General features: G+C 39.7%; 23 protein-coding genes. 12 read left to right on the forward strand and 11 right to left on the reverse strand.

Features of this window, described 5'->3' with window-relative positions:
* The first annotated feature begins 8 nt into the window (after positions 1-8).
* From ribH to CDW55_RS04605, 3 genes are all read left to right on the forward strand, one after another.
* Positions 9-524: a 6,7-dimethyl-8-ribityllumazine synthase gene (gene ribH / locus CDW55_RS04595; protein ID WP_088468517.1), complete on the forward strand. Its 516-nt coding sequence runs from the start codon at positions 9-11 to the stop codon at positions 522-524.
* A gap of 70 nt (positions 525-594) precedes the next feature.
* Positions 595-876 carry a hypothetical protein gene (locus CDW55_RS04600; RefSeq protein ID WP_088468518.1) on the forward strand — a complete coding sequence of 94 codons (282 nt, stop codon included), beginning with the start codon at positions 595-597 and terminating at the stop codon, positions 874-876.
* A 46-nt stretch (positions 877-922) separates the two neighbouring features.
* The gene (locus tag CDW55_RS04605; RefSeq protein ID WP_088468519.1) at positions 923-1777 is read left to right on the forward strand and encodes a neutral zinc metallopeptidase; all 855 of its coding nucleotides are present in this window, start codon (positions 923-925) and stop codon (positions 1775-1777) included.
* A gap of 75 nt (positions 1778-1852) precedes the next feature.
* Here CDW55_RS04605 and CDW55_RS04610 read toward each other — a convergent pair whose 3' ends face one another.
* The 3 genes from CDW55_RS04610 to CDW55_RS04620 form a co-directional block, all read right to left on the reverse strand.
* Positions 1853-2095 carry a YtxH domain-containing protein gene (locus tag CDW55_RS04610; protein ID WP_088468520.1) on the reverse strand — a complete coding sequence of 81 codons (243 nt, stop codon included), beginning with the start codon at positions 2093-2095 and terminating at the stop codon, positions 1853-1855.
* A gap of 217 nt (positions 2096-2312) precedes the next feature.
* Positions 2313-3938 (reverse strand): L-glutamate gamma-semialdehyde dehydrogenase, encoded by a 1626-nt coding sequence (gene pruA / locus CDW55_RS04615; protein ID WP_088468521.1) that lies wholly within the window; start codon positions 3936-3938, stop codon positions 2313-2315.
* Positions 3939-4013: 75 nt separating this feature from the next.
* The gene (locus CDW55_RS04620; RefSeq protein ID WP_088468522.1) at positions 4014-4670 is read right to left on the reverse strand and encodes a metal-dependent transcriptional regulator; all 657 of its coding nucleotides are present in this window, start codon (positions 4668-4670) and stop codon (positions 4014-4016) included.
* A 276-nt stretch (positions 4671-4946) separates the two neighbouring features.
* Between CDW55_RS04620 and CDW55_RS04625 the strand changes: the two genes are divergently transcribed.
* Together CDW55_RS04625 and CDW55_RS04630 are read left to right on the forward strand one after the other, a co-directional pair.
* Positions 4947-6020 carry a threonine aldolase family protein gene (locus CDW55_RS04625; RefSeq protein WP_410492769.1) on the forward strand — a complete coding sequence of 358 codons (1074 nt, stop codon included), beginning with the start codon at positions 4947-4949 and terminating at the stop codon, positions 6018-6020.
* Positions 6017-7360: a M28 family metallopeptidase gene (locus CDW55_RS04630; protein WP_088468524.1), complete on the forward strand. Its 1344-nt coding sequence runs from the start codon at positions 6017-6019 to the stop codon at positions 7358-7360. Before CDW55_RS04625 ends, CDW55_RS04630 begins: the two co-directional genes overlap by 4 nt.
* A 50-nt stretch (positions 7361-7410) precedes the next feature.
* Here CDW55_RS04630 and CDW55_RS04635 read toward each other — a convergent pair whose 3' ends face one another.
* Both CDW55_RS04635 and CDW55_RS04640 read right to left on the reverse strand, forming a co-directional pair.
* On the reverse strand, positions 7411-8226 hold the full coding sequence (locus CDW55_RS04635; RefSeq protein WP_088468525.1) for an enoyl-ACP reductase: 816 nt from the start codon (positions 8224-8226) through the stop codon (positions 7411-7413).
* Positions 8227-8328: 102 nt separating this feature from the next.
* The gene (locus tag CDW55_RS04640) at positions 8329-8628 is read right to left on the reverse strand and encodes a YtxH domain-containing protein (RefSeq protein WP_088468526.1); all 300 of its coding nucleotides are present in this window, start codon (positions 8626-8628) and stop codon (positions 8329-8331) included.
* A 153-nt stretch (positions 8629-8781) separates the two neighbouring features.
* On the opposite strand from CDW55_RS04640, the gene CDW55_RS04645 reads away from it, so the two are divergent.
* The gene (locus CDW55_RS04645; protein WP_088468527.1) at positions 8782-9339 is read left to right on the forward strand and encodes a DNA-3-methyladenine glycosylase I; all 558 of its coding nucleotides are present in this window, start codon (positions 8782-8784) and stop codon (positions 9337-9339) included.
* A gap of 52 nt (positions 9340-9391) precedes the next feature.
* Here CDW55_RS04645 and CDW55_RS04650 read toward each other — a convergent pair whose 3' ends face one another.
* Both CDW55_RS04650 and CDW55_RS04655 read right to left on the reverse strand, forming a co-directional pair.
* Positions 9392-10246, reverse strand: a complete 855-nt coding sequence (locus CDW55_RS04650) for a nucleoside phosphorylase (protein WP_088468528.1) — start codon at positions 10244-10246, stop codon at positions 9392-9394.
* Between the two features lie 90 nt (positions 10247-10336).
* Positions 10337-10669: a translation initiation factor gene (locus CDW55_RS04655; RefSeq protein WP_088468529.1), complete on the reverse strand. Its 333-nt coding sequence runs from the start codon at positions 10667-10669 to the stop codon at positions 10337-10339.
* A gap of 152 nt (positions 10670-10821) precedes the next feature.
* Between CDW55_RS04655 and CDW55_RS04660 the strand changes: the two genes are divergently transcribed.
* The 4 genes from CDW55_RS04660 to CDW55_RS04675 are packed head-to-tail and all read left to right on the forward strand — an operon-like array spanning position 10822 to position 17097.
* On the forward strand, positions 10822-11277 hold the full coding sequence (locus tag CDW55_RS04660; protein ID WP_088468530.1) for a GbsR/MarR family transcriptional regulator: 456 nt from the start codon (positions 10822-10824) through the stop codon (positions 11275-11277).
* A 2-nt stretch (positions 11278-11279) separates the two neighbouring features.
* Positions 11280-12509, forward strand: a complete 1230-nt coding sequence (locus CDW55_RS04665; protein WP_088468531.1) for an efflux RND transporter periplasmic adaptor subunit — start codon at positions 11280-11282, stop codon at positions 12507-12509.
* Positions 12509-15658, forward strand: a complete 3150-nt coding sequence (locus tag CDW55_RS04670; RefSeq protein ID WP_088468532.1) for an efflux RND transporter permease subunit — start codon at positions 12509-12511, stop codon at positions 15656-15658. Before CDW55_RS04665 ends, CDW55_RS04670 begins: the two co-directional genes overlap by 1 nt.
* A 29-nt stretch (positions 15659-15687) precedes the next feature.
* Entirely contained in the window at positions 15688-17097 is a 1410-nt protein-coding gene (locus tag CDW55_RS04675) for an efflux transporter outer membrane subunit (protein ID WP_088468533.1), read from the forward strand.
* Positions 17098-17149: 52 nt separating this feature from the next.
* On the opposite strand, the gene CDW55_RS04680 is transcribed toward CDW55_RS04675, so the two are convergent.
* Complete coding sequence (locus CDW55_RS04680) at positions 17150-17689, reverse strand: RNA methyltransferase (RefSeq protein ID WP_088468534.1); 540 nt, start codon at positions 17687-17689, stop codon at positions 17150-17152.
* 69 nt (positions 17690-17758) lie between these two features.
* Here CDW55_RS04680 and mutS point away from each other — a divergent pair, with 69 nt between their 5' ends.
* Entirely contained in the window at positions 17759-20338 is a 2580-nt protein-coding gene (mutS, locus tag CDW55_RS04685) for a DNA mismatch repair protein MutS (RefSeq protein WP_088468535.1), read from the forward strand.
* Between the two features lie 8 nt (positions 20339-20346).
* On the opposite strand, the gene CDW55_RS04690 is transcribed toward mutS, so the two are convergent.
* The 3 genes from CDW55_RS04690 to CDW55_RS04700 all read right to left on the reverse strand — a co-directional run bounded on the left by CDW55_RS04690 (position 20347) and on the right by CDW55_RS04700 (position 23043).
* On the reverse strand, positions 20347-20679 hold the full coding sequence (locus CDW55_RS04690) for a hypothetical protein (protein WP_143332916.1): 333 nt from the start codon (positions 20677-20679) through the stop codon (positions 20347-20349).
* Position 20680: 1 nt separating this feature from the next.
* Positions 20681-22519: an ABC transporter ATP-binding protein gene (locus tag CDW55_RS04695; protein ID WP_088468537.1), complete on the reverse strand. Its 1839-nt coding sequence runs from the start codon at positions 22517-22519 to the stop codon at positions 20681-20683.
* Between the two features lie 134 nt (positions 22520-22653).
* Entirely contained in the window at positions 22654-23043 is a 390-nt protein-coding gene (locus CDW55_RS04700; protein WP_088468538.1) for a DUF4293 family protein, read from the reverse strand.
* 156 nt (positions 23044-23199) lie between these two features.
* Here CDW55_RS04700 and rho point away from each other — a divergent pair, with 156 nt between their 5' ends.
* Positions 23200-24996: a transcription termination factor Rho gene (gene rho / locus CDW55_RS04705; protein WP_088468539.1), complete on the forward strand. Its 1797-nt coding sequence runs from the start codon at positions 23200-23202 to the stop codon at positions 24994-24996.
* Positions 24997-25025 lie beyond the last annotated feature (29 nt).

The following is a 25025-nucleotide window of genomic DNA, read 5'->3' on the forward strand; positions in this document are numbered from 1 at the left end:
AATATAAAATGGCAACTGTAAATCTTTCAGATTACAAACCATTGAAAATTGATGATGCCGGTTCTTTTAGAATTGGCATTGTTGTTTCTGAATGGAATGATTTTGTAACCCACAACCTTCGCGACGGCGCTTTGGAAGTACTGAAAACCGAAGGCGTAAAAGATGAGAATATTAAAGTTTTCAACGTTCCCGGCGCATTCGAACTCAATTTTGCTTCCATGCAGCTTTGTAAGGAAAGGAAATTTGATGCTGTAATTGCGATAGGATGTGTAATCCGTGGCGAAACTCCGCATTTTGATTATGTCTGTTCCGCTGTGGCACAGGGAATCAAGGACTGCAATATCTTAACAGACGTTCCAACGATCTTCTGTTTGCTGACGGATGATAATAAAGAACAGTCGATTGCAAGAAGTGGCGGAAACCTGGGGAATAAAGGGGTTGAAGCTGCAGTAACCGCATTGCAGATGATTGAGTTTAAGAAGAAACTTTCAGAAAAGAAAGGCAATATAGGTTTCGGAAATTAAATAATTATTTCAGCGCCAAAAATCATCAACAATATTTGGACTTTTAAACTTCAATTATACCTCTAAATATTTGGGGCAGGATATTTTCAAGGAAAGCTTTCAGCCGAAAGCCTACATCGCAACCTATCAGGATTTGGGTTTAATTAAGGATAATTATCTGACGGTAATTTCACCTAGAAAAAAAGTACGTCAGTATTCCTTAAGGCCTCAAAAATCTGAATTACCGGCAAATTTCAAGCTATATTACGATGAAGTGCCTTTAAAAAATTCGGTACAAAACTTGATTGACGACTATGTCTCCGCGTACCAGTCTACAAGTTTCTGGTTGCAGAAAAATCAGCTAAATAAATAAAAAAAACGTACTTTTAATCTCAAGATTAATTTAAAAATTATCAACTATGAAATGGACAAACGACAGAAGCGGAAATGTAGATGATCGACGTGGCGCTGGTGGCGGTGGAATGATGGTGGGCGGCGGTCTCGGTACTCTTATTATCGCTGCAATTATATTCTTTCTAGGAGGTGATCCTTCTGCTATTCTGTCAAGTGGTATGGGAAGCGAAACACAGCGGACCGAACAGCGTGATTTAACGCCGGATGAATTAAAAGTACGCGAGTTTGTACAGATGATTACTGCAGAAAATGAACAAACCTGGACAAAGGTTTTTCAGGAAAACGGAATGCAGTATGAGCCCGCAAAAGTGGTAATGTTCGAAGCGGTAACACAGTCGGGATGCGGAACAGCACAGGCTGCGATGGGACCCTTTTATTGTCCGGCAGACCAAACCATTTATATGGACATGAGTTTTTTTAAAGAACTTCAGCAAAGATTTGGCGCACAGGTTTCAGAGTTTTCAATTGCATATGTAATGGCTCACGAAATGGGGCATCATATCCAGAATCTCTTGGGAACTTTACAGAAAACTGACCAATTGAGAAGAAGCGGAAGATATTCTGAAGCAGACATGAATAGGGTTTCTGTTGCTACAGAACTTCAGGCGGATTTTTATGCGGGTCTTTGGGCAAGACAAACAGATAACAGAGAAAAGTTTTTGGAACCAGGTGATATTGAATCTGCTATTTCAGCAGCTGAAGCGGTTGGCGATGATAATATCCAGAAACGTTCACAGGGCTATGTAAATCAGGAAAGCTTTACACACGGCAGCTCAGCGCAACGTAAAGAGTGGTTTATGAAAGGTTATAACACGGGAGATATTCGCCAGGGTGATACATTTAATGCGCTGTTAAAGTAAATTCAGGAAAATTTAAAATAAAAAATCCGCGGTGTAAATTTACACCGCGGATTTATGTTAATGAAAACTAAGTTTTTAGTTTTGATTGGCAGAATCAGCCACCGATGTTTTGGTTTGATCAACTTTATTCTGTACCTGAGAAGCAACGTCATTGGCTTTTGACTTTAAGTCGCTTCCTAATTTATTGAAATTATCTTTGGCGGTGTTAAATTTATCCTTTACCGCTTGTTTTTCTTCTGGAGTAGAGTTTTTATATTTCCAAAATGCTACTGCTCCAAGTCCAAGTAAGGCTAATAAACCATTTCTTTTAGTGCTCATAATATTAAATTTTAAGTTATTTGTGAAATTAAGTAATGTATCGATATCATTGTAAAAACTGTGCCACTAAACCAACTTAAAGTATAAAGTTTGTTAAAATAAGTGATTGGTGGTCTTCAATTGCTTTACGCATTGAAATAACTTCCTGAATAGCATTAAAAAGATTAAAAAAAAACTCTGTCAACTGACAGAGTTTTATACTTAAAGGAAAAAATATTTATCCCAGATATGGATATTTGTAATCTTTAGGCGACACAAATGTTTCCTTAATGCTTCGTACAGAAACCCATCTCAGCAAGTTCATTTTAGAACCTGCTTTGTCATTGGTTCCGGATGCTCTCGCTCCGCCAAACGGTTGCTGACCCACAACTGCACCGGTTGGTTTATCGTTGATATAGAAGTTTCCGGCTGCATTTTCCAAAGCTTTGTAAGCTTCATCAATGGCGTAACGGTCCTGAGAGAAAATAGATCCGGTTAAAGAATAAGGTGAAGTTTCATCAACTAATTTCAGTGTTTCCTTCCAATCCTGGTCTTCATAAACATACACCGATAAGATTGGGCCGAAAATTTCTTCACAAACCGATTCGTATTTCGGGTTTGTTGTTTCAATTACTGTAGGTTCTACAAACCAGCCTTTCGAATCATCACATTTACCACCGAAAATAATGTTTGCTTCTTCGGATTTTTCAGCACGCTCGATATATCCTTTACACTTTTCGAAGGAATTTTTGTCGATTACGGCGTTGATGAAGTTGGAAGGATCTTCCGGGCTTCCCATTTTTATTGTTTTAAGCTGAGATTCCATTACAGCTTTCACGTCATTCCAAAGTGATTTTGGAACGTAAGCTCTGGATGCTGCAGAACACTTTTGTCCCTGATATTCGAAAGCACCGCGAACCAATCCTGTAGCAACCGCTTCAACATTCGCAGATGGATGTACCATAACGAAATCTTTTCCGCCAGTTTCGCCAACAATTCTTGGGTAAGTTTTATATTGGTGGATATTGTTTCCGATTTTCTTCCACATATCCTGGAAAACGGTTGTAGAGCCAGTAAAATGCAAACCTGCAAAATCGGGATGTGACAACACTTTATCTGCAGTTTCTTTACCATCGGTAAAAATCATATTGATTACACCTGCAGGCAAGCCCGCTTCGGTAAGGATATCCATAATAATTTTAGCTGAAAGAACCTGTTTGTCTGAAGGTTTCCAAACCACAACATTTCCCATCATTGCCATACATGTTGGCAGGTTACCTGCAATCGCTGTAAAGTTGAAAGGAGTTACCGCAAAGCAGAAACCTTCCAGCGGGCGGTATTCCGATCTGTTCCAAACGCCTGTATCCGAAACGGGCTGTTCGCTATAGATCTCAGTCATAAACTCTACGTTATAACGAAGGAAATCGATGAATTCACATGCCGCATCAATTTCTGCCTGGTGAACGTTTTTACTTTGTCCAATCATTGTTGCCGCGTTTAAACGGTCACGGTAAGGGCCGGCAACCAAATCTGCAGCTTTAAGGAAAATTGCTGCACGCTGTTCCCAACCGAGATTGTTCCATTTTTCTTTCGCTGCCAAAGCAGTATTTATTGCATCTTCAACATGCTGCATAGTTCCCCTGTAATAAAAACCAAGATTGTGCTGGTGATCCTGAGGTGAACTGATGGCAATTTTATCTTCAGATTTTACTTCTTTTCCATCGATGATCATGGGAATTTCTACCTGCTCTTTCCACATTTGTTTGTAAGTGGAAATCAGAGATTTTACTTCTGCAGAACCCGGTTCATAACTTCTTACCGGTTCGTTTACTGCAAAAGGAACTTGCGAAATAGCTTTTGACATATTTTTAATTTTTATTGATTATTTTGAGAATCTTACAAAGTTACGGGAATTGAAGCAATATGCCAAAACCAGTTTTTAGACAGCGCACTTCACAAGAATTTTATCACAAACAATTTTACTGAGAACCGTAGGGGTTTGATCAATCTTTACCGTCATCGATTTATCAAATATTTCGATATCAAGAATCTCGATTTCTTTTCCGAGTTCGAGATTTTTGATGTTTAGATAGGTAAGAAAATCATCGTCGCTGATGGTTACTGAGGTGAAAACTACCTTTTGGTGCTTTTCGCATTCGCTCAGTTTCTTTAAATCCTGGGCAATAATGTTTCCATCTTTATCAGGAATCGGTTCGCCATGAGGATCGTACTTTGGAAAATTCAGGATTTCATCCATTTTATCAAAAAAAGTCTCGGAGTGAATGTGCTCAAGCTGTTCTGCGATTTCATGTACATTTTCCCAGCCGAAATTCATCTTTTCCACGAGAAACATTTCGGTCAGGCGATGCTTCCTCACCACCAAAGCAGCCTGTTTTTTGCCCGAATCTGTTATTTTCAGTGGCTTATAACTCTCGTAACGCACCCAGTTTTTCTCAGCGAATTTCTTCATCATGTTGTTAACACTTGGCATTTTTACGTCAAGAAATTTGCTGATTTCGTTAATGGTTACGGTGTTTTCTTTATCAGCTAAATGAAAAATGGCTTTCAGATAATTTTCTTCACTAAGTGAAATCATAAGTTAGATTAAATGTATCGCAAATCTAACAAATAAAAACAAACAATAAAAAACGCACAAAAATTATGTGCGTTTCGCGATTAACATTTAAAAAAAATTACAGCTTTAACAAAAAACTAAAATTGAATTTTTCTTAAAAATTAATAAAATAATGGTTATTAGTTTTTTTTTCATCATTTGTATGTACAAAGATCAAAATACTTTTACAGGTGATAAAGGGTGTATTTACCCTTTTTTTGTTGGTGAAATCACCCATTTTTTCTACATTTAACAACCATAAAGCATACCCTAGATCATCTTAGGCTTCAAGAAAACAAAATGAAATATTCCTTTAAAAACGATTACTCCGAAGGTGCTCACCCCAGAATTCTGGATGCGCTTACTAAGCATAATCTTACCCAGCAAAGTGGCTATGGGCTTGACGAATATTCGCTTCAGGCGGCAAAATTCATTATGGAAAAATTTGATGCGCCCAATGCAGCTGTACATTTGGTGTCGGGCGGAACACAGGCCAACCTCACGGTGATTTCTGCTTTTCTGAGGCCGCATGAAAGTGTGGTTGCTGCCCATACAGGTCATATTTTTACCAATGAATCGGGTGCAATTGAAGCAACCGGTCACAAAATTCATAGTGTGCAAACCATCGACGGAAAATTGCGCCCCGCAGACGTACAAAATGTGATGAATGAACATCAGAATATTCCGCATCAGTTAAAACAGAGACTCGTTTATATCTCGAATTCAACAGAAACCGGAACCATTTATTCAAAGCAAGAGCTCCAGGAGCTGTACGAATTCTGCAAGAGCAAAAACCTGATTCTATTTATGGACGGCGCGCGCCTCGGTCATGCGCTTACCGCGGTAACTAACGATTTAACATTTGCAGAAGTTGCCAAATTTACGGATGCTTTTTATTTGGGTGGCACCAAAAACGGAGCTTTGATTGGGGAAGCAATTATAATAAATAATCCAGCACTGCAGGATGAATTTGGATTTCATCTTAAGCAGAAAGGTGCATTGCTGGCAAAAGGAAGGCTTCTGGGGATTCAGTTTCAGGAGTTGATGAGAGATAACCTGTATTTTGAGTTGGCTGATCATGCTAACCGACAGGCGATGAAGATTAAGGCTGCTTTTTCAGAAATTGGGTGCGATTTCCTTTCTGAAACGTTTACCAATCAAATTTTTCCTGTGTTAAATGCGAAACAGATTGAACTGCTTTCAGAAAATTTCGATTTTTATATTTGGAAAAAGATCAACAATGAAAAATCTGCCATCCGGTTAATTACTTCCTGGGCAACAACTGATGAAACTGTTGCCGGGTTTATAAACGAAATAAAAAAACTGAAATGAAAAAAATACTGATTCTGCCGATCGTATTATTGTCCATCGCATTAAGTGCTCAAAAAACGAAAAATGATCCCGAAATTTCAAAATATGTGAGTCAGGTTAACAGAGATTCGCTGAAGGCTCATGTCGAAAAGCTTGTTAGTTTCGGGACGCGACATACGATGAGCTCAACTACTGATGCAAAGCGGGGAATTGGAGCTGCTAGAAACTGGGTGCTTTCAAAATTCCGGAATTATGCCCGGAATGCCAATGGACGAATGGAAGTTTACCTCCAGAATCAGGATTTAAAACCGGATGGTAAAAGAATTAATAAAGACACAAATCTTGGCAATGCCATTGCGTTTTTGAAAGGTACGGATCCCAATGATAAACGGGTGATCATCATCTCCGGACATCTTGATTCCAGAGTTTCGGATGTGATGGATGCAGAAAGTTCTGCGCCCGGAGCAAATGACGATGGAAGCGGAGTTGCTGCTGTTATTGAAAGTGCGAGAGTTTTAAGCAAATCAAAATTCCCGGTTTCAATTCTTTTTGTCGCGGTAAGTGGTGAAGAGCAGGGATTGCTTGGTGCCCGAATGTTGGCTGATAAAGCAAAAGCAGAGAACTGGGATTTGGAAGCAGTTTTAAACAATGATATGATCGGTAATAACAGTTTTGATGCGGGTAAAAATGTCGGGAAACCAAAACTACGGGTGTTCAGTGAAGGATTGTCAGCTTTTGAAACCGAAAAAACAGCAGCAGCGATCAGGAATTTAGGTCTGGAAAACGACGGAGCTGCCCGTCAACTTGCACGTTATGTGAAAGAAACCGGTGAAAAATACGTGAAAAACATAGATGTTAAACTCATTTACCGTAACGACAGATTTTTACGTGACGGAGATCATACGCCTTTCGTGAACCATGGTTTTACAGCGGTGCGGTTAACAGATTATTACGAGAATTACGATCATCAACATCAGAACATCAGAACTGAAAATAATAAAAAGTATGGTGACCTTATCGAGTTCATGGATTTTGATTATCTGAAAATGAACACGGCTGTGAATATTGCAGTTTTATCCAATCTTGCAAAGTCTGCATCAAAACCTGAAAATGTAAAAATGGACGTGAAAGAACTTTCAAATTCCACAAAACTTACTTGGGATAAACCACTTTCGGGAAAAATTAAAGGTTATCATATTTTGATTCGGGAAACCGACCAATCTGTATGGACGGAAAGAATTTTCACTTCAGAAACTTCAATAACAATTCCTTATTCTAAAGATAATTTCCTGTTCGCACTACAAAGTGTGTCAGCGGATGGAAACGAAAGTTTGCCGGTAATTCCGAAAATAGCCAGATAAAAAAATCCGCTCTTTGAAAGGGCGGATTTCTTTTTTATGTTGACTTGAGATTATCCTTCGAAATCTTCAAATTTATCTACGATTTTCTGGGAAACTCCGGTATTACTGAAACCTCCGTCGTGGAAGAGATTCTGCATTGTTACTTTTCTGGTAAGGTCTGAGAAAAGACTTACGCAGTAATTCGCACAATCCATTGCATCTGCATTCCCCAGCGGAGACATGCTGTCGGCAAAGTTGAAGAATCCGCTGATTCCCTTCACACCGGCACCAGCTTTGGTCATTACAGGAGATTGCGAAATGGTATTTACACGAACTTTTCTTTCGCCCCAATAGTAGCCGAAACTTCTTGCAATACTTTCAAGATAAGACTTGTTGTCGGCCATATCGCCATAATTAGGGAAAGTTCTTTGTGCAGCGATATACGTTAAAGCGAGGATAGAGCCCCATTCGTTCATAATATCTTTGTCCCAGGCTGCTTTCATTACTTTATGGAAAGATACAGATGATACATCCCAACCTTTTTCAAGGAAATCATAATTAAGGTCGGTATACGCTTTTCCTTTTCTAATGTTTACCGACATGCCGATTGAGTGGAGGATAAAATCGATTTTTCCGTATTTTTCTTGTGCATGGGCAAAAAGTTTTTCCAGGTCTTCTACAGAAGTGGCATCTGCCGGAATAACATCGGAACCTGTTTTTGCAGCAAGTTCATCAATCTCACCCATTCTCATTGCAATTGGTGCATTCGAAAGAATAAATTCTGCGCCTTCTTCGTGGCATCTCTCTGCAACCTTCCAGGCGATCGATTGGTCATTCAGCGCTCCGAAAATAATTCCTTTTTTCCCTTTAAGTAATCCGTATGACATAATAGTTCTATTTAATTGCAACAAATTTAGAATATTTATTGTTTAAAGCATAAAAAAAGAGAACCATTTTCACGGTTCTCCTTCCTAACTATATGAAATTGCTTAATTGGTGCTCTTGTTCCATTCTGCTTTTACATCTTCGCCTGCGTCTTTTACATTATCTACAGCGTCTTCAGTCCAGTCTTTGGTTTTTTCCCACGCGTCGGAAACAGCGTCTTTGGTATCTTCCCAAGCATCAGAAATATTATCTTTTGCTCGTTCCATCCAACCTTGTGCTGTTGGAGTTTCATTTCTGTCGCGCTGTTCGCGGATATAATCCTTAGCTCTGTCTGCATAATCGTTTACGGTCCACTTTGCTTTGTTAACAGCGTTTTCTGCGTTGTTATAATCTTGTCTGTCCATAATAATAATTTTAAATTAATGATTTGGTGAATAATTTAATTTGATATTATGTTAAGTACCAACAATTATTCCGCTTTAGATTAATGGATGTTAAAAGTTTAATAAAGTTTTATTAAATATTTCCTTTAATTTTATCCGAATATTGAGAATACGATGGAAAAAATCCGCTGCAGTTGGTGCGAAAAAGACGATTTGTACAGAGCTTATCATGATAATGAATGGGGAAAACCCGTCTATAATGATAAGACCATTTTCGAATTTCTCGTGCTTGAAAGCTTTCAGGCCGGACTTTCATGGTACACGATTCTGAAAAAGCGTGAAAATTTTAAACTTGCTTTGGATGATTTTAATTATCAAAAAATCGCAGAATATTCCTCTGAAAAAACGGAAGAACTGATGCAGAACCCCGGAATCATCCGTAACCGCCTGAAAATTTTGGCAACGGTGAATAACGCGAAAAGATTTTTGGAAGTTCAGAAAGAGTTCGGGACTTTCTCAGAGTATATCTGGAGTTTCGTCGGCGGAAAACCAATCATTAACCATCCGAAAACATTAAAAGACGTACCGGCGACAAGCGAAATTTCCGATGCTTTGGCAAAAGATTTAAAGAAACGTGGTTTCAAATTTCTTGGTTCCACAGTTGTTTACGCGCACATGCAGGCAACGGGAATGGTGAATGATCATTTGCTGGATTGCTGGGTCCGGAATTAATAAAAAAAATCCGGCAAGTTTCCCGGCCGGATTTTAAAGTTTAGTAACTTTTTTATTTTATAATTCTCTCTAAAACCCACTCGATCATATTTTTTTCTGAAGCGTGATGGTCCGCAGAAAACTCGCCGCGTCTTCTGTTGGCAATTACAGCGTTCACGGTTAATGCTTTATGGCCTAATAATTTGGCCAAACCATAAATTGCAGAGGTTTCCATCTCGAAATTGGTGATGCCCAGATCATTTAAAGTTTCCAGAAATTTATCGTCGAGCGCTTTTAAACGGAGCTGCCTGCCCTGTGGAGCATAAAATCCAGGGAATGTTGCAGTATTTCCATGGTATTTGGCGTCTTTGTAATAATCAGCAATATCTTCCGCCCAATCGGAGAAATATAACATTGGTTTTATTTTTTGATAAGGGAATTTATCTAAAAAGTTCTTCGAAAATTCGTTCTCAAAATGATAATCCTGATAGAAATGAAGCAGCCCATCCAGTCCCACAACATTTTGGGTTACCAGCATGTTATCAACTTCTACATCAGGATTTACGCTGCCGCAAGTTCCTAAACGGAAAAGCTGAAGTGATTTGTGTTCACTTTTGAATTCTTTTTCTTTAAGATCGATATTCACCAGTGCGTCGAGCTCATTCATCACGATATCGATGTTTTCGGTACCGATTCCGGTTGACATTACGGTAATTCTCTCGCCACGCAAAGTGCCGGTGTGGGTGTAGAATTCTCTTTTATTTTTCTGAATTTCAATTTTGTCAAAATATTTTGACACTTTCGGTACACGGTCCGGATCGCCAACAAGAATGATTTTTTCCGCAAGGTCTTCGGGTAAAAGATTCAGGTGATAAACGCTTCCATCTGGATTAAGAACCAGTTCGGAAGCTGCTAATTTATTAAGCATAATATTATTGTTTTAAATTAAAAAATCCTTTTAAAAAAAAGGAATTTAAAGGTACGGAGAATTTTTGGGGTAATGAAACAATGTCTGGAATTATCCGCCGACACGCTTGGTTTTGTATCCCATGTCCTGAAGGATTTTCATGATTTTATCGCGGTTATCTCCCTGGATTACAATGATTCCGTCCTTTGCAGAACCGCCGATTCCCAAAGTGGTTTTTATTTTCTTAGAAATATTTTTCAATTCTTCCTCAGTTCCTTCAAAACCTTCGATTAAGGTCACCGGCTTACCGTTTCTGCCTTTTTTTTCAAACTTGCATACAAGCGGCTCTTTCTGTAAAGACTTTACAGTTGCTTCTTCAGGCATTTCGAAATCCTGTTCTTCATGTTCCGGGAAAAGGTTTTTCAGTTGGTCGCGTAAATCCATAAAGCAAATTTAATATTTTTTGTACATCATAATGCTATTTTCAGGCAAAGCAATGTTTAAAACCCTATGAAGAGTACTAAATATTTGTTAAAACTAAAGTTTGGTTCGGTTTGTTCCGAACTAATATTTTATATTTGTGGCATAAAATACAAATGAAACAGTCGCTGGAACTTAATAAAGAGATTTTTCGGGAGATGGTGAAATTCTATGGGGAGACCCTGAATATCCCGCCACTCGCTGCAAAAATATACGCCTATCTTATTTTCGATTTCGAGAAAAAGGGGATTTGCTTTGATGAGTTTGTACATGTTTTCGCTGCCAGTAAAAGTTCGGTTTCTGCGAATATTAACTTGCTTCTAAACGCCAAATTAATCAATGATTTCAACACCATAAAGGAGAGAAAAAGGTTTTTCCGGATCAACGAGAATTACATCAACATCCGTTTCGAAGAAATCATCAGTAAAATGAAAAAAGAAATATTGATCTTGGATCAGCTCAACGAGTTCCGTAAGAGTAAAGATCAGGAAGAATTTCAGAAATTCGAAATCTACAGAAGCTTATTAATTAAGAATATTAAAAATATTGAAGAAACCCTCCATAAAATTTAAGTATGAAAAATAAATTAATCATTATTTCCCTGTCTTTGCTATCGGTATTTTCCTGTAAAAAGACAGAGGAGAAAAAGCCTGAAGGCCCTAAAGAAGTTCCTGTTGTTGAAGTGCAGGAAAGAAATGTCACGGGATATCAGTCATTCCCAGCTTCCATTCAGGGGCGTGTTAATAATGATGTTCGTGCAAAAATTCAGGGTTATATCACACAGGTTTTGGTAGATGAGGGCCAGTATGTTACTAAAGGCCAGCCACTTTTCAGACTGGAAACCAATACGCTTAACCAATCTGCAGATGCAGCACGGGCAGGAATTGGGGCGGCACAGTCCGGTGTTGCTGCAGCAAAAGCAAATGTAAGTGCTGCGCAGGCCGCGGTAAATGCATCGCAGGTAGAGGTTAACAAACTTATTCCTCTGGTTCAGAAAAATATTATCAGCCCAGTACAGCTGGAAACAGCAAAAGCAAATTTATCGCGTGCACAGGCGCAGCTGGCACAGGCACAGGCGGCCCAGGCACAGGCGGCGGCAGGTGTTTCTCAGGCTTCGGCAAATTACAAAGGTGTTCAGGCCAATATTGATTATTCTGTAATCCGGGCGCCTATTTCAGGAGTTCTGGGCAAACTGCCGTTCAGAGTGGGAAGTTTGGTTGGTCCCAACGACCCGACTCCTTTAACCACTGTTTCGGATACGAGTGAGATTTTCGCATACTTTTCAATGAATGAAAGAGAATATCTTGATTTCCTGGAAAATGCTTATGGTGCTACGGTTCCGGAAAAATTAAGAAATATGCCAATGGTGGAGCTTGAACTTGCCAATGGAAGTCTTTACGGAGAAAAAGGAAAAATTGAAGCCGCAACCGGACAGATTGATCCGACCACAGGTACTATTCAGTTCCGGGTGTCTTTTACCAATGCATCAAAACTGCTGAGCAACGGAAACAGCGGAACAATTAAAGTCCCAAAATTATATAATAAGGCTCTTGTGGTACCGGAAAGTGCAACTTTTGAACAGCAGGGTTTGGTCTACGTCTTTAAAGTTGAAAAGGATACCGCTAAGAATGTGATGATCGGAGTTACAGACCGTGTGAATAATCTGGTCGTCGTAAAAGACGGCATTAAAAAAGGTGAGAAAATTGTGGCTCAGGGCGTAGGTACATTAAAACCCGGAACTGCGGTAAAACCTAAACCAGCAAATTTCGATGAGATTGTTAACGCTATAAAACCGATTTTCTAATGGTAAAACATTTTATAAACAGACCGGTTCTTTCGAGCGTAGTCTCTATCCTCATTGTTATTCTTGGTGTTTTGGGCTTGCAGGCGCTCCCGATTACCCAATATCCAGATATTGCGCCGCCCACAGTAAGTATTAACGCCAACTACACCGGTGCGAGTGCCGAAACGGTGATGAACAGCGTGGTAATTCCTATCGAAGAACAGGTAAATGGGGTAGAAGGAATGGATTATATTTCATCTTCTGCGAGCAACAACGGTTCTGCAAATATCCAGATTTTCTTTAAACAGGGCGTTGATCCAGATATCGCTGCGGTGGAAGTACAGAATAAAGTACAGCGCGCAGTTCCGCTTTTGCCTGCCGATGTTACCCGATCCGGAGTTACGGTACAGAAGCAGAGAACAAGTGCACTGATGTTCCTTTCATTTTATACCGATAATAAAGATTTGAATGAAGTCTGGCTTCAGAATTATATGAACATCAATATAATCCCGGAACTTAAAAGGGTAAACGGAGTGGGTGAAGCTCAGGCTTTTGGGGGCAAGAACTTCTCCATGAGAGTCTGGATCGATCCTGCAAAAATGGCAGCCTATGGTTTAGAGCCCAGCGATGTTACCGCCGCGATCAACGAACAGTCCCGGGAAGCTGCTGCAGGGCAGTTGGGGCAGAACAGCGGAAGCGCTTTCGAATATGTAATTACCTACAAAGGAAAATTTAACGAAGAAAAAGATTATGGTGACATTATCCTGAAATCTATGGGGAACGGGCAATTCCTTAAACTTAAAGATGTCGCGGAAATTAAGCTTGATGCTCAGTCTTACTCAGGAATCGGAGAGAATAACGGAAGAAGATCGATCAGTATGGGGATTTTCCAGACGCCGGGTTCCAATGCGCAGCAAATTATTAAAGATATCAAAGTCTTCCTCGAAGAGAACGAAAAAACACTTCCGGAAGGTGTAGGCTATACCATCAACTTTGATACGAACGACTTTCTTGAAGCTTCTATCAGCAAAGTAGTCACTACTTTACTCGAAGCTTTTATATTGGTTTTCCTAGTGGTTTATCTTTTCCTTCAGGATTTCCGTTCCACCTTGATTCCGGCGATTGCGGTTCCGGTTTCTATTGTCGGCACGTTTTTCTTTTTGAATCTTTTAGGATATTCATTAAACCTTTTAACTCTTTTCGCTTTGGTTTTGGCCATCGGAATTGTAGTTGATGATGCCATTGTAGTGGTAGAAGCTGTTCACGCGAAAATGGAACATGGTTTCTCCGATGCTAAAAAAGCTACGGTTAGTGCAATGGACGAAATTACCGGTGCTATTATCTCTATTACTTTGGTAATGGCTGCGGTATTTATTCCGGTAACATTTATTACAGGCCCTACCGGAGTTTTCTACCAGCAGTTTGGGATTACACTGATCGTGGCCATTTTAATCTCTGCGGTTAATGCATTAACACTGAGTCCAGTTTTATGTTCTCTGTTTTTGAAACCAAACCCAGCACATCACAAAGAATATACGTCGATGAACTTCCTGCAGAAGTTTTTTTATAAATTCAATGCAGCCTTCAAAAGCGGAACAGACCGGTACGGAAGACTTTTCGTTTTCCTTTTGAGACATAAATGGGTAACGCTCGTAATCTTTGCTATAGGAGGATTGTTTTTCTGGTGGTCAAATTCCACGATGCCTTCTGGCTTTGTACCAAAAGAAGATCGTGGGATTATCTTTACCGATGTGGCGCTCCCACCGGGAGCGTCTATGGAAAGAACGTATAATGTTTTAAAAGATTTGCAGGCAGAAGCCAGAAAAATCCCGGGTGTCGCCAACGTAACCTTTACTGCCAGCCGGGGATTTATGTCGGGTAGTGGTTCCAATGCCGGACAGGCGTTCGTTAGACTGAAACCATTTGACGAAAGGGCCAAACATGATGATCAATCCGTGGAAGCGATTACCAAAAAGCTTTTCGGGCTGGCTGGAAAATTTCCGGATGCTAAAATTGTATTTTTCTCCCCACCAAGTATTCCGGGATTTGGTTCCAGTGATGGTTTTTCTGCGGTTTTATTAGATAAATCAGGCGGAAGTTTAAAACAGCTTGATGGTGTCGCGAAAGAATATCTCGGCGCTTTGATGGAGAGACCTGAAATTCAGTTTGCGCAAACCTCATTCAACACCAATTACCCACAGTATGAAATGGTAATTGATGTGCCGAGAGCCAAAGAAACTGGAGTTACGGTTTCAGATATTTTAAGTACGATGCAGGGATATGTTGGTGGTGTGTACGCGGCCGATTTCACCAAATACGGAAAACAGTTCCGTGTAATGGTTCAGGCGTTCCCCGATTCCCGAAACGAACCATCGGATCTCAGCAGTATTTTTGTAAAAACAGCTTCAGGTCAAATGGCGCCAATTTCGCAATTTGTAACCATGGAGAAAACTTTCGGACCCAAATCTGTGGAAAGATATAACCTCTTTACTTCGATTTCTATCTCGGGTTCCAACAATCCTGGATTTTCAACGGGTGATGCCATCCGTGCTGTACAGGAAGTTGCCGCAGAAAAACTCCCGGCAGATTATGTAGTTGAGTTTACCGGTCTTTCGAAAGAAGAATTAAGTTCGGGATCGCAAACCGCAATTATCTTTTTACTGAGCCTGGTATTTGTTTATTTCATTCTTGCCGCGCAGTATGAAAGTTTCCTGTTGCCTTTGGCGGTAATTATTTCGCTTCCGCTGGGTGTTGTAGGCGCATTTTTTGGACAGAGAGTTGCCGGTCTAGAAAATAATATTTATTTCCAGATCGCTTTAATTATGCTTGTGGGACTTCTAGCCAAAAATGCAATTCTGATTGTTGAATTTGCTATACAGCGTAGAAATCATGGCGAAACTCTGGCTATGTCTGCCATCAATGCAGCAAAAGCGAGACTCAGACCCATTTTGATGACTTCCTTCGCCTTTATTTTTGGGATGATTCCGTTGGTTTTCGCGTCCGGTATTGGTTCTGTAGGAAACCGTTCGATCGGAACCGGAGCCGCAGCAGGTCTTCTCATCGGAACGTTCTTCGGTCTGGTAGCGATTCCTGTTCTGTATGTGATTTTCCAGTGGTTACAGGAAAAGATAACACCTGTAAAAACGAAAGAAATTAATCTGGCAGAATAATTTTTTCCCACTGATTAAAATTTTTTAAAATGAGAAAACATTTCAATATAAGAACTTTAGTACTGTCGCTCATCACCTTCGCTGTACTTTCATCCTGTACGGTCCGGCAAACGTATGAAAGACCAAATGAGGTAAATGAAAATCTTTTCAGAACAGATTTGCTTCCGAAAGATTCTGCCAGCATTGCCACCGTTTCGTGGCGCGAAATTTTTACCGATCCTGTGCTTCAGAAACATATTTCAAGAGGCTTGGAGAATAATCTGGATATCAGAATTGCTCTTCAGAATATTTCTGCCGCAGAGGCTTATTTAAAGCAAAGCAAAGCCGCTTATCAGCCTACACTTTCTGTTGGACCCGGTTATACGTTCCAGACACAGTCTCTAAACACGCAATTGGGTCAGCTTGCAGGAGAAAGAAGGTATAATAATATTTATGATTTGAGTGCAGATATTTCCTGGGAAGCCGATATCTGGGGAAAAATGAAATCTCAGGAAAAATCGCAGTTTGCAGAATATTTAGGTACAGTTGCCGCACATAAGGCCGTGAAAAGTGATTTGGTGGCTGCAATTGCGTCTGCCTATTATCAGCTTCTAACTTTCGATGAGCAGAAAAGAATCATCGGTGAAACAATTACCTTAAGAAAGAAAAATCTTGAAACGACAAAGGCGTTGAAGGATGCCGGAACGTTATCTGAAGTTGCTGTACAGCAAAGTGAAGCCCTAGTTTTCAATGCGGAATCATTGCTCATTAACATCAACATCCAAACTGCGCTTTTAGAAAATGCATTAAGCCTTTTAATGGGTGAACCCGCGCATGCGATTGAGCGTACAACTTTAGCGCAGCAAAAAATGCCGGAACAGTATCAGTTAGGTTTTTCTGCAAATCTGCTTTCGAACAGGGCAGATGTAATGGCAGCGGAATATGGTTTAATTTCAGCTTTCGAACTCACCAATGCGGCCAAAGCACAGTTTTATCCAAGTTTGAGAATTAATGGCAGCGGCGGAATTCAAAGTCTGGATATTGACCATTTATTCACTGTGAATTCACTTTTTGCCAATGTTGTTGCAGGTTTGGTGCAGCCGGTTTTAAATAAAAGACAGATCCGGACCAATTACGAAGTAAGTTTAGCCAACAAAGAAAGAGCTTATCTGAATTTCCGTAAAACCCTTCTTACAGCCGGAAGAGAAGTTTCTGATGCTTTGAAAGTTTACGAATCTCAGGACAGTTTTATCGATTTAAAAAGAAAGGAATTAACCGCTTATCAAAAATCTGTAGAATTTTCCCAGGAACTTGTGAACTACGGAATGGCAAATTATCTGGAAGTATTAAATGCTTCGGTAAATTCCCTGAACGCCGAACTGAACATTTCCAATGCGGAATATGCCAAGATGAAAGCTGGAGTAGAACTGTATCAGGCGCTTGGCGGTGGTTGGAAGTAAAGATTTATGATAAATAAATTTTAAAAATGTAGCAAAGGAAAATTCCCGTATGCTACATTTTTAGATTTTTAAAGAATTCCCACATCACAATGCCGCCACAAACCGAAACATTTAGCGAATGTTTGGTTCCCAATTGTGGAATTTCCAAGAATGCATCATAGATAGAAAGCGCTTCGTCGCTTAACCCGTCCACTTCGTTACCAAGAACTAAAGCGTACTTTTCTTCTTTATTAATGGCGTAGTCCGTCATTATTTCCGAAGTTGAAGTTTGTTCAATTCCGATGATTTTATAATTTTCGTTTTTCAGATTCTGCAAAGCTTCTGAAATATTTTTCTCGTAAATCCAATCTACGCTTTCCGTTGCTCCTAAAGCCGCTTTATGAATTTCGCGGTGCGGGGGTTGCGGCGTAATCCCGCATAGAATAATTTTCTCCACGATAAAAGCATCCGCCGTTCTGAAAACTGCGCCTACATTGTGCATGCTTCTCACATTATCCAAAACCACTACCAACGGAATTTTTTCGGTTTGTTTGAAGGTTTCTATATCGATTCTTCCTAATTCTTCGAGTTTCAGTTTCTTGGTGGATGACATTTTCGTATTTTTGGCAAAATTAACTAAAAATATGGCTAAAAGCACGATGCATAAAGCCTAAAGCAACTTATGGCAAAGAAAGAAACTCCGTTAATGACTCAGTACAACACCATCAAGGCGAAGTATCCTGATGCGCTATTGCTGTTTCGCGTTGGGGATTTCTACGAAACTTTTGGTACCGATGCCATCAGAACTTCCCAGATTTTAGGGATTGTGCTCACCAAAAGAGCCAACGGAGAGGGTCATATCGAACTGGCTGGTTTTCCGCATCACTCCGTGGATTCTTATTTGCCAAAACTCGTGAGAGCCGGACTTCGCGTTGCTATTTGCGATCAATTGGAAGATCCCAAATCCGTGAAAGGTATTGTTAAACGCGGCGTTACTGAGCTTGTCACTCCCGGAGTTACTTTCAATGAGCAGGTTTTAACCTCGAAAAAGAATAATTTTTTGCTTTCTGTACATAAAGAAAAAGAAAAATACGGAATCGGTTTGGTAGATGTTTCCACAGGAGAATTCCTGGTTTCTGAAGGGAATTTGGAGAAATTGTTGCATATCGTTCACACTTTCGATCCCAGCGAAATTATTTATCAAAGGTCAACGGAACTTCCTTCTCAGCTCAAAAATAAAAATTCATTTAAGCTGGAAGATTGGGCTTTCCAGTACAATTATGCTTACGAAAAACTCACCGGTCATTTCAAAACCAATTCATTAAAAGGTTTCGGAATTGAAGAATTTAAACTCGGAATTATCGCCGCCGGATCTATTTTTGCTTATTTGGTAGAAGATACGCATCACGCACTTTTGCAGCATATTACGAAAATTCAGGTCATTCCTCAGGACGATTATCTGATGATGGATAATTTTACGCTGAGAAACCTCGAAATCGTCTATCCAAGTAATCCGCATGGGAAATCTTTGCTCGATATCATCGATAAAACTTCAACGCCGATGGGCGGAAGATTGCTCAGAAGAAGACTTATTTTGCCATTAAAATCAGTGGAAGAAATCAACAGAAGACTGAATTTAATTGAGTTTTTCAATAAAGAAGATCATTTAAAATATGAAATTCAGCAATTGTTGAAATCCATTTCAGATTTGGATCGTCTAATGGGAAAACTGGCTTCCGAAAAAATTTCACCGAAAGAGTTAGGTTATCTGCGTCACAGTTTGATGAACATTCATCAGATAAAAAATTTGCTCCATCCTTTTGCGGAGATTTTGGCGTGGCTTGAGCCGCTTAATAATCTTGAAGAACTCATCACGTATTTGCAGAATTACCTGAATGAGGAACTTCCGGTGAATATTGCAAAAGGAAATGTGATAAAAACCGGAATTTCCGAAGAACTCGATCACTTGCGAGGTTTGCAAAACAAAGGAAAAAATTTCCTCGACGAAATGTGCGAACGAGAAATCGAACGAACAGGAATATCAAGTTTGAAAATCAGTTTCAATGGTGTTTTTGGATATTTTATTGAAGTTCGGAATACGCATAAAGACAAAGTTCCGAACGATTGGATCCGAAAACAAACTTTGGTGAATGCCGAAAGATACATCACCGAAGAACTGAAGGAATACGAAGACCAAATCCTTGGCGCTGAAGAAAAAATCTCAAAAATTGAGCACGAACTTTACCGAAAAGTCTGTGAAAATGTGATGATTTACATTGATGCCATTCAAGGAAATTCAAAAATTATCGCAGAGCTCGATTGTGGCGTTGGTCTCTCTGAATTAGCAGTTTCCGAAAGTTATACGAGACCAATTTTAAATGATTCTTACTCGATTGAATTGAAAGAAGCGCGACATCCGATTATTGAAAATGCGCTTCCATTAGGAGAAAAATATATTCCGAATGATTTGTTTTTGGACAAAGATTCGCAGCAGATTATCATGGTTACAGGACCGAATATGGCAGGTAAATCAGCGATTCTAAGGCAAACTGCAATTATTTGTTTAATGGCACAAATCGGAAGTTTTGTCCCCTCGAAACATGCGAAAATCGGGATTCTCGATAAAATTTTTACGAGAGTTGGCGCTACGGATAATATTTCTGCCGGAGAATCTACTTTCATGGTGGAAATGAATGAAGCCGCCAATATCCTCAATAATATTTCAGACCGCAGTTTAATTCTTCTGGATGAAATTGGGCGCGGAACTTCAACCTACGACGGTGTTTCTATTGCTTGGGCGATTGCGGAATATCTTCATCAACATCCGACTCAGGCGAAAACTTTGTTTGCAACGCATTACCACGAACTCAACGAAATGACGGTAAATTTTGAAAGAATCAAGAATTTCCACGTTTCCATTCAGGAGAACAAAGGCAATATTATTTTCATGCGAAAACTGTTGCCGGGAGGGAGTGAGCACAGTTTCGGAATTCATGTGGCGAAACTGGCGGGAATGCCTTCAAAGGTCGTAAACCGCGCCAATGAAGTGTTAAAAACGTTAGAAAAAAGCCGCAGCCAAAGCGGTTCTAAAGATTCTGTGAAAGCGATTACCGATGAAAACATGCAGCTTTCTTTCTTTCAGTTAGACGATCCTGTTCTGGAAAACATCCGTGAAGAACTGACGAAAATCGACATAAATACATTGACTCCGATAGAAGCTTTAATGAAGCTGAATTCGATAAAAAAAATGATTGGGAAGTAAACGACAGTTTATTGTTTGTGATATTCCTTTTCTAATAATCTCAAATCTCGTTCAATATCAAACTTTTTTCGTATCATATTTTTATATTCGCTATAAATAAGATACGACATTATAGGGATCATGAATCCACCAAATAGTAAAACCGAATTCTCATAACCCATTGTTGTTGAAAAAGTCTCTCTACTCCAACGGTCCCCAGCTTTCATAAAAGGCATTAAGAATGTACCAACAAGCGTAACAAAAACAGCCCAAATAAGTTTTAATTTTATTTTATTATTCTGTTTTAATTGATTTTCAAAGTATTGCTTTCTTTTTAAATACTCTAATTCCGTTATTTTCACATTACCCAAAATTCTGCAGTTCTACCAGTCTTCTGTAAACATTATTGTTGTTCATCAATTCCTCGTGGGTTCCCTGTTCTACAATGCTTCCGCGTTCCATCACCACAATCCAGTCGGCTTTTTGAATGGTTGAAAGTCGGTGAGCGATAACGAGAGAAGTTCGGTTTTCCATCATTTTTTCCAAGGCGTCCTGCACGAATCTTTCAGATTCGGTATCCAAGGCTGAAGTTGCTTCATCAAGAATCATTATTGGCGGATTTTTCAGAACAGCTCTCGCAATGGAAACCCTTTGTTTTTGTCCGCCCGAAAGTTTATTTCCGTCGTCGCCGATGTTGGTATAATATTTTTCCGGAAGACCTTCAATAAACTCATGCGCATTGGCAATTTTGGCGGCGGCCATTACTTCTGCTTCGGTCGCGTTGGGTTTTCCCATGAGGATATTATTGAAAACTGAATCATTGAAAAGCACGGATTCCTGAGTTACCATTCCCAGAAGATTCCGGAAGTCATTCAGTTTTAAATATTTTATGTTTACACCGTCAACTAAAATTTCGCCTTCAGAAACGTCATAAAAACGGGCAAGTAAATTTGCAATGGTCGTTTTCCCTGAACCTGACTGACCAACAAGCGCCACCGTTTTACCTTTCGGAATGATGAGATTGAAATTCTTTAGAATAACATTGTCTTTATCGTAATAAAAACCAATGTTTTTAAATTCAATTTTATCTTTTAAAGTTGAAATCCCAAGTGGATTTTCGATTTCTTCCACCTTCAGATCGTAATCCAAAACTTCAGAAACCCGGTCTAAACTCGCCATTCCGCCCTGTATATTTGAAATTGCACTCGATAATTTTTTTGCAGGATCCAGAATCTGGAAAAACATCCCGATAAATACCAGGAAAGTTTCCGGTTCCATCGTTTGTTCATTTAAAATCTGAACGCCCGCAAACCAGGTAATAATCAAAATAGTGACAGACCCTAGAAATTCACTCATCGGGGAAGCAAGTTCGCGGCGGCGGCTCATCCCGATAGCATATTTTTTCCAGTTATCGGTGGTGGAATTAAATCTGTTCTTTAAGATTTTATCGGCGTTAAAGATTTTAATAACCTTTGATGATTTCAGGGTTTCATCAACAAGTGAAAAAAGATTTCCCAATTCTTCCTGTGCAGCAGTCGCCTGTTTTTTAAGACTTTTTCCGACCCAGGCAATCAATCCGCCCATCAAAGGGAAAACAAGCAGAGAAAAGAGCGTAAGTTTTGGAGAAAGAATAAACAGCGTGATAAGCGAGGAAATAATCATAAAGGGCGCATTGATCACATCAACCAGGCTTCCCATAATTCCGCCTTCCACACCGCCAATATCGTTGGAGATCCGACTCATCATGTCGCCTTTCCGCTTTTCGGTGAAAAAGGAAACCGGAAGTTTCAGGAATTTATTGTACATCGCAGTCCGCAAATCTTTGGTGATGCCTACACGGTAATTTACAAGGAGAAATGCTCCAAGATACCTGAAAATGTTTCGAAGTAAAAATGCAACCGCAGTTACGGCACATAAAACCGCCAGGACTTTTACCGTTCCGTTGGCATCAATACTTTTTTGGATGGTGTAATACGCCCAATCTTTTGCGTAGCCGAAAAAATCTACAATTCGCCCGGAGTTTACCGGCGGTTTTGTAGTATCAACCTTCTCGACCGTCCCAAACATTAAACCCAGAATCGGGAGCATCGTCGCTACCGAAAAGATATTGAGTACAGAATACATGATGTTGAAAAACATGCTTCCGAAAAGGTATTTCTGATGAGGTTTAGCGAAGGAAAGAATGCGTTGTAGTGGTTTCATTCAGTGAAATTAGTGCACAAAAATACAGAAATTTGCACAGATAAAGCGAAGTGACTGTTTCCGCTGAATATTTAATAAAAAAAACAGCTCCTGAAAAATCGGGAACTGTTTCACTCAAAAAAATCGTTGTGAGTTTAGCGGAGTCTGTCTACAGATTTCACGAGCCTGTCGTCTTTCCTGATGTAGATGTTTGCGATAAACAAACTCACCATCGAGATCAACGGGAAAAGCGGCTCAATACCTTTCTCAGGAAAATTAATTCCTCCAGATAAACTGAGTAGCCAATACGCCAATAAACCGAGCAACAAAGCGTTTATAAAAATGCTGATGTTATTCAGCAGAATTTGTCTCTTGCGGTCTTTATAACTTAAAATGCTTAAAAATCCGAAAAGGATTAAAACAACACAAACCACAGAAATAAATGGAGTCGGCCCAAAAACGGAAAAATCCTGCGCCGTAACGAAGAGGAAAATTGCGCCTAAAATCGCCAGAAAAATCCAAATAGTCTGTATTCTTTGAAGCATTATAATAACTATGAGTTGCAAAAATAGCAATTATTTTTTGCATAAATAAAAAAAGTAGTGTAGATTTGCATTACAATTGATCTGATGAAGAAAGTCGCCCGACTTAACTTTCTTACTTTCACTTACTTATAAATTTACTTTTTCACATAACAATTTATGTTCAACATTGAAACGTTACGGTCAAAATCCGAACTGGAGTTGACTAAAATCACCAAGGATTTGGGCATTAAACTTGCTAAGAACAGCACAGATAATGATAAAATCTTTGCAATCCTGGATTTTCAGGCTTCCAACACGAAGATTGCAAAAGAGTATTTCAATGCCACCGAAACTCCCATGAATACGGAAGAAAAACCAGCTCCTGCACCCAAAAAACCGGCTGCCAAAAAACCAGCTGCCAAAAAGAAGATTGAGAAACCCGCAGAGGTTTCCGCCGAGATTCCTTTTGAAAATGCAGAAGCAAGCACCGAACCTGCAAAGCAAAAACCTGGAGAAAATACAGAACCTCCCGTAGCTGAAGCTGCACAAGAGCCTGAAAACAGAAGTCCGCAAAAGAAAAAAAGACAGCGCGTTGCTCCGCCAAAAGAAGAAGTTGCCGCAGAGAGTCCCGTAACTGAGACAGCCGCTGCACCCGAACCTGAAACTAAACTTGAAATAAAGGCTGAAGAGACCAAAAATCCGAATCCAAATCAAAACCATAACGGAAACGGAAATAAGAATCCTAACCAGAACAGACCTCAGCACCCGAATCAGAAAAACCAAAATAAAAATCCCAACCAAAACCGTAACCAGCAGAATGCTGAAAACCAGGAAGAAAATTCAAAAAAAGAATTTAATTTCGACGGTTTGGTGACCATTGAAGGCGTTTTGGAAATTCTTCCGGATAATTACGGTTTCCTCCGTTCTTCCGATTTTTCTTATATCTCATCCCCGGATGATGTATATGTATCTACCAACCAGATCAGAAATTACGCACTGAAAACCGGAGACACCGTAAGAGGAATTGTCCGCTTGCCAAAAGAAGGCGAAAAATATTTCTCATTGCTGAAACCTACTGAAGTGAACGGCCGCGATTTAGAATTCATTAAAGACCGTGTAGCTTTTGAATTCCTTACACCTTTGTTCCCTGAAGAAAAATTCAATTTAACAGGGAAAAACGCTACACTTTCTACAAGAATTGTTGATCTCTTCACTCCGATAGGAAAAGGGCAGCGTGCAATGATTGTTGCGCAGCCGAAAACGGGTAAAACGATGTTGCTTAAAGACATTGCAAACTCCATTTCCGAAAACCATCCGGAAGCTTATATGATGATTTTGCTCATCGATGAAAGACCGGAAGAGGTGACGGATATGGAAAGAAGCGTAAATGCAGAAGTAATTGCGTCAACCTTTGATGAGCCAGCCGATAAACACGTAAAAGTAGCCAATCTGGTTCTTTCAAAAGCGCAGAGAATGGTAGAATGTGGCCATGACGTGGTGATTCTGCTTGATTCAATTACCCGTTTGGCAAGAGCTTATAATACGGTAACGCCAGCTTCAGGGAAAATTCTCTCTGGTGGGGTAGATGCCAATGCGCTTCATAAACCGAAAAGATTTTTCGGTGCGGCAAGAAATATCGAAGGCGGCGGATCTTTAACCATCATTGCAACAGCATTAATCGATACAGGTTCTAAAATGGATGAAGTTATTTTCGAAGAATTCAAAGGAACGGGAAATATGGAGCTGCAACTCGATCGGAAAATCGCCAATAAACGGATTTATCCTGCGATCGATTTGGTATCTTCAAGTACGAGAAGGGACGATCTTCTTCTGGATGAAACTACGCAGCAGAGAATGTGGATCCTCAGAAAATATCTTGCGGATATGAATCCTGTAGAAGCCATGGAATTTGTAAACAAAAGCATCAAAGGAACTTTGACTAACGAAGAGTTTCTGATGAGCATGAACCGATAATGATTTCGTAATATATTCTCAAATCGTTC

It is taken from the genome of Chryseobacterium sp. VAUSW3 (assembly GCF_002205795.1).
Lineage (GTDB): Bacteria > Bacteroidota > Bacteroidia > Flavobacteriales > Weeksellaceae > Kaistella > Kaistella yananensis.

Coding starts and splice junctions, on each gene's coding strand:
- ribH (WP_088468517.1), top strand. CDS start 9: ATGGCAACTGTAAATCTTTCAGATTACAAACCATTGAAAATTGATGAT.
- CDW55_RS04605 (WP_088468519.1), top strand. CDS start 923: ATGAAATGGACAAACGACAGAAGCGGAAATGTAGATGATCGACGTGGC.
- CDW55_RS04610 (WP_088468520.1), bottom strand. CDS start 2,095: ATGAGCACTAAAAGAAATGGTTTATTAGCCTTACTTGGACTTGGAGCA.
- pruA (WP_088468521.1), bottom strand. CDS start 3,938: ATGTCAAAAGCTATTTCGCAAGTTCCTTTTGCAGTAAACGAACCGGTA.
- CDW55_RS04620 (WP_088468522.1), bottom strand. CDS start 4,670: ATGATTTCACTTAGTGAAGAAAATTATCTGAAAGCCATTTTTCATTTA.
- CDW55_RS04630 (WP_088468524.1), top strand. CDS start 6,017: ATGAAAAAAATACTGATTCTGCCGATCGTATTATTGTCCATCGCATTA.
- CDW55_RS04635 (WP_088468525.1), bottom strand. CDS start 8,226: ATGTCATACGGATTACTTAAAGGGAAAAAAGGAATTATTTTCGGAGCG.
- CDW55_RS04640 (WP_088468526.1), bottom strand. CDS start 8,628: ATGGACAGACAAGATTATAACAACGCAGAAAACGCTGTTAACAAAGCA.
- CDW55_RS04645 (WP_088468527.1), top strand. CDS start 8,782: ATGGAAAAAATCCGCTGCAGTTGGTGCGAAAAAGACGATTTGTACAGA.
- CDW55_RS04650 (WP_088468528.1), bottom strand. CDS start 10,246: ATGCTTAATAAATTAGCAGCTTCCGAACTGGTTCTTAATCCAGATGGA.
- CDW55_RS04655 (WP_088468529.1), bottom strand. CDS start 10,669: ATGGATTTACGCGACCAACTGAAAAACCTTTTCCCGGAACATGAAGAA.
- CDW55_RS04660 (WP_088468530.1), top strand. CDS start 10,822: ATGAAACAGTCGCTGGAACTTAATAAAGAGATTTTTCGGGAGATGGTG.
- CDW55_RS04665 (WP_088468531.1), top strand. CDS start 11,280: ATGAAAAATAAATTAATCATTATTTCCCTGTCTTTGCTATCGGTATTT.
- CDW55_RS04670 (WP_088468532.1), top strand. CDS start 12,509: ATGGTAAAACATTTTATAAACAGACCGGTTCTTTCGAGCGTAGTCTCT.
- CDW55_RS04675 (WP_088468533.1), top strand. CDS start 15,688: ATGAGAAAACATTTCAATATAAGAACTTTAGTACTGTCGCTCATCACC.
- CDW55_RS04680 (WP_088468534.1), bottom strand. CDS start 17,689: ATGTCATCCACCAAGAAACTGAAACTCGAAGAATTAGGAAGAATCGAT.
- mutS (WP_088468535.1), top strand. CDS start 17,759: ATGGCAAAGAAAGAAACTCCGTTAATGACTCAGTACAACACCATCAAG.
- CDW55_RS04695 (WP_088468537.1), bottom strand. CDS start 22,519: ATGAAACCACTACAACGCATTCTTTCCTTCGCTAAACCTCATCAGAAA.
- CDW55_RS04700 (WP_088468538.1), bottom strand. CDS start 23,043: ATGCTTCAAAGAATACAGACTATTTGGATTTTTCTGGCGATTTTAGGC.
- rho (WP_088468539.1), top strand. CDS start 23,200: ATGTTCAACATTGAAACGTTACGGTCAAAATCCGAACTGGAGTTGACT.